Source organism: Eudoraea sp., assembly GCF_049669105.1.
Lineage (GTDB): Bacteria > Bacteroidota > Bacteroidia > Flavobacteriales > Flavobacteriaceae > Eudoraea.
Genome location: NZ_JBATKE010000057.1, coordinates 1 through 8638, shown reverse-complemented (window position 1 = coordinate 8638; position 8638 = coordinate 1). Strand labels below are relative to the sequence as shown.

Sequence of the window (8638 nt, the reverse complement as noted above, 5' to 3'; positions counted from 1 at the left end):
CCAAAGAATATGAATATGGTTTCTATACAGATATTGAGTCTGACACTTTTCCCAAAGGGTTAAGTGAGGACATTGTTATCGCCATTTCTAAAAAGAAGGAAGAACCGGAATGGATGACTTCATGGCGTCTCGAAGCTTTTCGGGCGTGGAAAGAAATGATTGAACCCGAATGGGCTAATATCAACTATAAAAAACCTGATTTTCAAAATATTTCATACTATTCGGCACCTAATAAAAAACCGAAATACGAAAGTTTGGACGAAGTTGATCCTGAATTATTGGATACATTTAAAAAACTTGGAATTTCTTTAGATGAACAAAAAAAGCTGGCGGGCGTGGCAGTAGATATTGTAATGGATTCAGTTTCCGTTGCAACTACTTTCAAAAAAACACTGGCAGAAAAAGGAATAATCTTTTGCTCTATTTCCGAGGCAATAAAAGAACATCCGGAATTAGTTAAAAAGCACCTTGGTACTGTAGTGCCACAAAAGGATAATTTCTATGCTGCTTTAAATTCTGCGGTATTCTCAGACGGATCTTTTTGCTATATCCCCAAAGGGGTTAGGTGTCCGATGGAATTGTCAACTTATTTTAGAATAAATCAGGCTGGCACGGGACAATTTGAACGTACCCTGGTTGTTGCAGATGAAGGAAGCTATGTGAGTTATCTGGAAGGTTGTACGGCACCATCGAGAGATGAAAACCAATTACATGCTGCGGTAGTGGAACTTATAGCTCTGGATAATGCAGAAATTAAATATTCTACAGTTCAAAACTGGTATCCCGGTAATAAAGAAGGTAAAGGGGGCGTATACAATTTTGTCACAAAAAGAGGGTTGTGCGAGAAAAACGCCAAAATCTCCTGGACACAGGTAGAAACCGGATCAGCAATTACCTGGAAGTACCCATCCTGTATTTTAAAAGGAGATAATTCTATAGGCGAATTTTATTCCATCGCAGTAACAAATAATTATCAGCAGGCCGATACGGGAACTAAAATGATCCATTTGGGGAAAAACACCAAAAGCACCATTATTTCAAAAGGAATTTCCGCAGGGAAGTCACAAAATAGCTACAGAGGTTTGGTGCAAGTGAACAGCAGGGCTAAGAATGCCAGAAATTTTTCGCAATGTGATTCTTTGTTGATGGGAAATGAATGCGGGGCACATACTTTTCCATATATAGAAGTAAAGAATAAAACGGCACAAATTGAACATGAAGCCACTACCAGTAAAATTGGAGAAGATCAGATTTTTTACTGCAATCAGAGAGGAATAGAAACGGAAAAAGCTATTGCCCTAATTGTAAACGGTTTTAGCAAGGAAGTACTTAACAAACTTCCAATGGAATTTGCCGTTGAAGCTCAAAAACTATTGGAAATCAGCCTTGAAGGTTCAGTTGGTTAGTTACTATGAAAAAGTATATAACATTTTTAGTAATTGTCTTCCTGTTTGCCTGTAAAGAAGCGAATAAGGAAGTAGCTAATGTGTCTGAAAGTAAGGAAGTAATCTCTAAAGCTGAAGTGAAGCTTTATTCCTTTGATGGAGGAACTGTTGTGGTAAACACATTAGGCCTTTTTTCACAGGATGAGACATACAAAGGACAGAGCAAGGAATTTGCAGATGCATTTTATGTAATTCAACACCCAAAAGGCAACCTAATGTGGGATGCCGGACTTCCTGAATCTTTGATTGGACTTCCAGAGCCATATACTTCACCTGATGGTGCATTTACTGTTTCCCGCAAGGATTCAGTTTTAAACCAATTAAAACAAATTGGAATGACCCCGGACGATTTTGAATACATATCGCTGTCTCATACACATTTTGATCATAGCGGGCACGCTAATGTATTCAAGAATGCAACATGGCTTGTGCAGAAAGACGAGTATGATTTTGTAACAGGAGAAGAGGTGCAAGAAAAGAACCCGGATATGTACAATGCGATTAAGGACTTAAAAAACATTAAAAAGGTCGATGGCGATTATGATGTATTTGGGGATGGCACTGTCGTTTTAAAATATATGCCAGGCCATACGCCAGGTCATCAGGCTTTATTTCTTGATTTAAAAGAACACGGACCGCTGCTTTTATCCGGAGACCTATACCATTTTTATGAAAACAGGGAGTACAAAAGAATTCCAATTTTTAATTATGATGTAAAGCAAACCAGGGAGAGTATGAAAAAATTTGAAGTTTTTGCTCAGGAAATGAAAGCCAAGGTATATTTACAGCATCAAAAGGACGATTTTAATAAAATGCCAAAAGCACCTCAATATATAAATTAAAGAGAATATGTTAAAAGTAAATAATCTGCACGCAGGTGTAGAAGGGAATGAAATATTAAACGGAATAAACCTGGAAGTAAAGGCAGGAGAGATACATGCGATTATGGGACCAAATGGTTCTGGGAAAAGCACCCTTGCCTCAGTGATAGCCGGAAAGGAGGAATTTGAAATTACACAAGGTAATATCGAATTAAATGGTGTAGATCTGGAAGACTCTTCTCCTGAAGAAAGAGCTCACAAAGGAATTTTTCTTTCGTTTCAATATCCTGTTGAAATACCCGGGGTTTCCGTAACCAATTTTATGAAAACGGCAATAAATGAATCGAGGAAAGCACGTGGACTGGAAGATATGCCAGCTAACCAAATGTTGAAACTTATTCGTGAGAAATCCGAATTGCTGGAAATAGATAGAAAATTTTTATCTCGATCTTTAAATGAAGGATTTTCAGGTGGTGAAAAAAAGCGAAATGAAATTTTTCAAATGGCCATGTTAGAACCAAAACTTGCTATTTTGGATGAAACAGATTCCGGTCTGGATATTGATGCCTTGCGAATTGTAGCCAACGGTGTTAATAAACTTAAGGGCAAAGACAACGCTATAATAGTTATTACTCATTACCAGCGATTGTTGGAATATATTGTTCCAGATTTTGTACATGTTATACACGAGGGTAAAATTGTAAAATCAGGCACCAAAGAATTAGCATTGGAATTAGAGGATAAGGGATACGATTGGTTAAAAAATGAGTCGGTGGTATAATATTCTGGTTGAATTAATTAATTATTTGAAAGGCAATTGTTTTATAAAGGCAATAAACAGAAAACAAAATTATGGATTTAAAGGATAAACTGGTTTCTTCTTTCCTGGCATTTGAGAATAACGTAGATGTAGAACATCCCGTTCATGATATACGCTCGGAGGCAATTAAGAACTTCGAAGTTAAAGGTTTTCCTGATAGAAAACAGGAGGCCTGGAAATACACTTCATTGAACAGCTTACAAAAGATAGATTTCAGCATCTTTCCTAAAGGAATAAATGCCCTGGAATACAAGGATGTTAAGCAGTATTTTCTTCATGAGATAGATACTTATAAAATTGTATTTATTGATGGTGTATATAGCTCATTTCTTTCCGAAACGACACATGACGGAATAGATATATGCCTTATGAGCGCTGCTCTAAGCAAACCCATGTATAAGCAGATAATAGATGTTTACTTTAATGCGGTAGCCTCAAAAGATGAATCGCTAACTACATTAAATACCGCATTTAGTAAAGAGGGGGCTTATATTTATATTCCTAAAAATAAAATGCCTAAAAAGCCAATAGAAATATTGCATTTTGCCACAGGGAACGAAGCTGCATTGTTACTCCAGCCCCGAAATTTAATCATTGCGGAAGAAAATGCAGAGCTTCAGATTATAGAACGTCATCAGAGTCTTACTTCGAATGAAGTATTAACAAATTGTGTTACTGAAATTTTTGCAGCAAAAAATGCTATTGTAGATTATTATAAAGTCCAAAATGATGTCAAAAATGCATCCCTAATAGATAATACCTACATTTCTCAAAAGAGCAATAGTACAGTGAAGGTCCATACCTTTTCTTTTGGAGGGAAGCTAACCAGGAATAATCTCAATTATTACCAGAATGGTGAATATATTGATTCTACCATGAAAGGGGTAACTATACTTGGCGAAAAGCAGCATGTAGACCATCATACCCTGGTGCATCACAGAGAGCCTAATTGCGAAAGTCATCAGGATTATAAGGGAATTTATGGAGAAAAGTCTATAGGAGTATTCAATGGCAAAATCATAGTGGATAAGATTGCCCAAAAGACCAACGCCTTTCAACAGAACAATAATATTTTGATTAGCGATAAGGCAACCATAAATACAAAACCACAATTGGAGATCTTTGCGGATGATGTAAAATGTTCTCATGGTTGTACTATTGGACAATTAGATGAAGAGGCACTCTTTTATCTGCAAACCAGAGGAATACCAAAAAAGGAAGCTGCAGCCCTCTTAATGTATGCGTTTGCCAATAATGTGTTGGCAAGTGTTCGCATCCCTGAATTAAAATTGAGAATTAATAGGCTGATTGCCAATAAATTGGGTGTTCAACTGGGGTTTGATCTTTAATATTTAGTTTAGCTTTAAATAGCATTGGCCTTATGATTATAACCAAATTGGATATTGAAACTATTCGCAAGGATTTTCCTATTCTCAAAAGGAAAGTTAATGGATACCCATTGGTTTACCTTGATAATGCGGCTACTTCGCAGACACCAAAACAAGTCATAGATGTTATTGTAGATTATTATTCTCGCTATAATGCTAATATTCATAGGGGAGTGCATACCTTATCTCAGGAGGCAACAGATGCTTATGAAAACGCACGTCTAAAGGTTCAAAAGCATATAAATGCGGCTGAACCTTATGAAATTATTTTTACTTCAGGCACTACAGATAGCATTAACCTGGTAGCTAATGGCTTTGCTTCTTTTTTAAAAAAAGGAGATGAATTATTAGTATCTGCTATGGAACACCATTCCAATATAGTTCCCTGGCAAATGCTATGTGAACGAACGGGTGCTATCTTAAAAGTAATTCCAATGAACCATGAAGGCGAACTCCTTAAAGAGGAATACGCCAAGTTGCTTTCGAGTAGCACTAAATTGGTAGTTTGTAATCATGTATCCAATGCGTTGGGTACTATAAACCCAATAGAAAAAATTATTTCATTGGCGCATGAGGCCGGAGCAGCCGTTCTGATTGACGGCGCGCAGGCGGCACCGCACATTAAAATAGATGTTCAAAAGTTGAATGTGGATTTTTATACGATTTCTGCACATAAAATTTGTGGGCCAACTGGGGTAGGTATTTTGTATGGGAAGGAAGAATGGCTTTCAAAATTACCACCATATCAGGGTGGTGGAGAGATGATAGCAGAGGTCACCTTTGAAAAAACAACCTATGCCGATTTGCCACATAAGTTTGAGGCAGGTACTCCAAATATATGTGGTGGAATAGCTTTTGGAGCGGCGCTGGATTATATGAATTCTTTGGGTTACGAGGCAATCGCCAGTTATGAAAAAGAGCTCCTGTCATATGCTACCAAAGAACTTACAAAGATCGAAGGGCTTAAAATATATGGTACTTCCGAGCATAAAACATCGGTCATTTCCTTTAATGTTGAAGGCATTCACCCCTATGACATAGGTACGATTCTGGATAAATTAGGAATTGCAGTAAGAACAGGGCATCATTGTGCGCAACCTGTTATGGATTACTTTAAAGTACCGGGAACGGTAAGGGCGAGTTTTAGCTTTTATAATACCAAAAATGAAGTGGATATTCTTGTAGAAGGAGTAAAGAAAGCCAAACAGATGCTAAGCTAAACAATGCTTGTTATCATTTTCCCAAACTATTGAAAACCACTGATACTTATTGTATTTTAGCCGAAAACCTTTTTATGAGCATTGAAGAAATTCAGAACGAAATTGTAGAAGAGTTTTCCATGTTTGATGACTGGATGCAGCGGTATGAATATATGATAGAACTAGGAAAATCACTTCCATTAATTGAAGAGCAATATAAAACTGAAGACAATATAATCAAGGGTTGCCAAAGTAAGGTTTGGGTTCATGCAGAATTGGAGGAGGGCAAACTGGTTTTTACAGCTGATAGTGATGCCATTATTACTAAAGGTATTATTGCCATTTTGATTAGAGCTTTTAGCAATCAAAAGCCGATGGATATTATAGAGGCAAATACAGATTTTATTGATGAAATAGGCCTTAAAGATCATTTATCTCCAACACGTGCAAATGGGTTGGTAAGTATGATAAAGCAATTGAAATTGTATGCCATTGCATACCAAACACAATTGAATTAAATAATTAATTCGAGAGATATGAGTGAAACAACAATAAATACAAAGGAACTAGGCGAGAAAATAGTAACCGTTCTCAAGACAATTTATGATCCCGAGATTCCCGTGGATATTTATGAATTAGGATTAATCTATGATGTTTTTGTTAATGAGGACAAGGATGTAAAAATACTGATGACGCTTACTTCACCTAACTGCCCTGTGGCAGAAACTTTGCCTGTTGAGGTAGAAGAAAGGGTTAAATCTCTGGATCTTGTTAAAGATGCGGAAGTTGAAATTACCTTTGATCCTCCCTGGACCCAGGATCTGATGAGTGAGGAGGCAAAATTGGAGTTGGGACTTCTCTAGTTCTAGTGATAAAAGAAAATAAATCCGAAAGTATGTCTGAAATAGTAAATCGTGTAGCCCAAAGCAAACTCCTTACATTTGATCTGGAGGATTATTATCCGGCTGGGGAACGAGTGCTTTTAGATATTAAAGAGTGGCTTTACGAAGAAATTATCCTGAAAGAAAAAGATTTTAGGGCACATGTAGCAAATCATGATTGGGAACAATATAATGATGCCTATGTAGCTCTTTGGTGCTCGACAGAAGCCATAATTCCTGGCTGGGCCTATATGTTAGTCTCCACAAAACTACAACCCCATGCAAAAAAAGTGGTTTTAGGCTCTTTGGAAGATTTGGAGACCACTCTTTTTCAAACTATTATAGAAGATTTAGATATCTCTGATTTTAAAGATAAACCTGTAATAATTAAAGGCTGTAGTAATAAACCAGTGCCACCAAACGCCTATCTATGGGCTACTATTAAACTTCAACCGGTAGCTAAAAGTATAATGTATGGAGAAGCCTGTTCTTCCGTGCCTTTGTTTAAAAGGAAATAGAATACATTTTTGTTAAATTTTCCCAACAATCCTTACATTTGCCGTTCTAAATATAAACACTAGACATTATGAAAAGATTATTATTAATACTGGCTTTGGCAGGAAGCACGTTTAATTCCTTTGCCCAGACGGAAGACGAATTAAAGGCTGCAAAGGCAATTAAAAGTGATTCTATTGCGGCAATTCAGGGCAGGGTAGATGCCATCCAGGCACAGATAGATGCTTTACCGGGTTGGAAAGTTGGGGCCTTCGGAACAATAGGAGGAAGTTTTTCCGGGTTTAATAATTGGTACGCTCAAGAGACCCCAAATAACTCCGCAGGAACAATAGGTTTTACGGTTAATGGTTTTGCCAATCGGGATGAACCTAAATACTTCTGGAGGAATGCCCTCACTCTAAATCTTAACTGGGTAAAATTTGATGATAAGGATGATCCTAATGATCAAAATGGATTTAGGCAAGCGACCGATGTATTTAATATTTCAACTTTATACGGCTGGAAATTGAGCGAAAAGTTTGCCATTTCGGGATTAGCGGAATACAGAACCACAATTTTATCCAACTTTAACGATCCCGGTTATCTTGATCTTGGCGTGGGTGCTACATGGACTCCTGTAAAAGATCTTTTTGTAGTAATACATCCATTAAACTACAACTTTGTATTTAGCAGTGGAGATTCAGTTTTCGAGTCCTCTTTTGGAGCAAAAATCGTTGCAGATTACAGTAAAGAATTAGGTCCAATCAACTTTAAAACAAACCTGTCTTTATTTGCAAGCTATGAGAGTTCTGATTTATCTAACTGGACCTGGACGAACTCCTTTAGTTATACTTTGTGGAAAAAGATAGGAATTGGATTTGATTTTGGCCTGAGGGATAATAAGCAGGAGGCTCTTAACTATGCTCTTACTACTTTGGGAGACCCAAATGCTACTTTTGATAATATTGACAACAATCTTCAAACGTACTATACGCTGGGGTTAAGCTATAAGTTTTAGCACGACCTGAATATATTTATAACTAAAAAACCCCGGCAGATCTGCCGGGGTTTTTTAGTAAAGTAGGATGGTAAAATTTGGTTTGTTAACTATTATTATGGTTAAGAGACGATTTGGGGAATCGAGCACTTTAAATTAAGTTCAGGGTTAGATTTGGGGTTGAACACTATCACTTAATTACTACGTAAAGATAAGTTGAACAAACTTTTGATCATAAAATATGTTGTGAATCTATCTCCGGATGTTGTGAAAAATATGAGTGGTTTATTTACATCGATGAAATGCATATGCTACTTTTAATTTATCAATCTTGTTACATTAATTGTTTAAACTTTTAAGATATATTGACGAAAGTATTTGGCCGTAATTCCCAGGATAATATATCTCAAACTTTTAATCAACAAAAAACCCCGGCGTTTCCGTCGGGGCTTTGTTAGAAAAGTAGGTTTGTAAAACTTGGTTTGTTAATCTAATACTTTGGTTAAGTGCCGACTTGGGATCCGATCATCCCGATTAACATCGGGAAGAATAACACTTAAATTAAGTTATGCTTTGATTTGGGGTTAAACAC

At 36.8% G+C, this 8638-nt stretch carries 9 protein-coding genes; all 9 read left to right on the top strand.

The window, feature by feature from the left end; all coding sequences use genetic code 11:
• Positions 1-1406: Fe-S cluster assembly protein SufB (gene sufB, locus WBM60_RS04720; protein ID WP_424282807.1), on the top strand; the 1406-nt coding region annotated here is incomplete at its 5' end.
• 5 nt (positions 1407-1411) lie between these two features.
• Complete coding sequence (locus tag WBM60_RS04715) at positions 1412-2287, top strand: N-acyl homoserine lactonase family protein (protein ID WP_424263458.1); 876 nt, start codon at positions 1412-1414, stop codon at positions 2285-2287.
• 7 nt (positions 2288-2294) lie between these two features.
• On the top strand, positions 2295-3047 hold the full coding sequence (sufC, locus tag WBM60_RS04710) for a Fe-S cluster assembly ATPase SufC (protein WP_424263456.1): 753 nt from the start codon (positions 2295-2297) through the stop codon (positions 3045-3047).
• A 71-nt stretch (positions 3048-3118) separates the two neighbouring features.
• A complete protein-coding gene (sufD, locus tag WBM60_RS04705) occupies positions 3119-4435 on the top strand; it encodes a Fe-S cluster assembly protein SufD (RefSeq protein WP_424263454.1) in 1317 nt (438 codons plus the stop codon).
• A gap of 32 nt (positions 4436-4467) precedes the next feature.
• The gene (locus WBM60_RS04700; protein ID WP_424263452.1) at positions 4468-5694 is read left to right on the top strand and encodes an aminotransferase class V-fold PLP-dependent enzyme; all 1227 of its coding nucleotides are present in this window, start codon (positions 4468-4470) and stop codon (positions 5692-5694) included.
• A 74-nt stretch (positions 5695-5768) separates the two neighbouring features.
• Positions 5769-6191, top strand: a complete 423-nt coding sequence (locus WBM60_RS04695; RefSeq protein ID WP_424263450.1) for a SufE family protein — start codon at positions 5769-5771, stop codon at positions 6189-6191.
• An 18-nt stretch (positions 6192-6209) separates the two neighbouring features.
• Entirely contained in the window at positions 6210-6536 is a 327-nt protein-coding gene (locus WBM60_RS04690; protein WP_297704434.1) for a DUF59 domain-containing protein, read from the top strand.
• 32 nt (positions 6537-6568) lie between these two features.
• On the top strand, positions 6569-7072 hold the full coding sequence (locus WBM60_RS04685; RefSeq protein WP_424282806.1) for a DUF2480 family protein: 504 nt from the start codon (positions 6569-6571) through the stop codon (positions 7070-7072).
• A gap of 68 nt (positions 7073-7140) precedes the next feature.
• Positions 7141-8067, top strand: coding sequence for a DUF3078 domain-containing protein (locus WBM60_RS04680; protein WP_424263445.1), 927 nt, complete (start codon positions 7141-7143; stop codon positions 8065-8067).
• Positions 8068-8638: the final 571 nt, after the last annotated feature.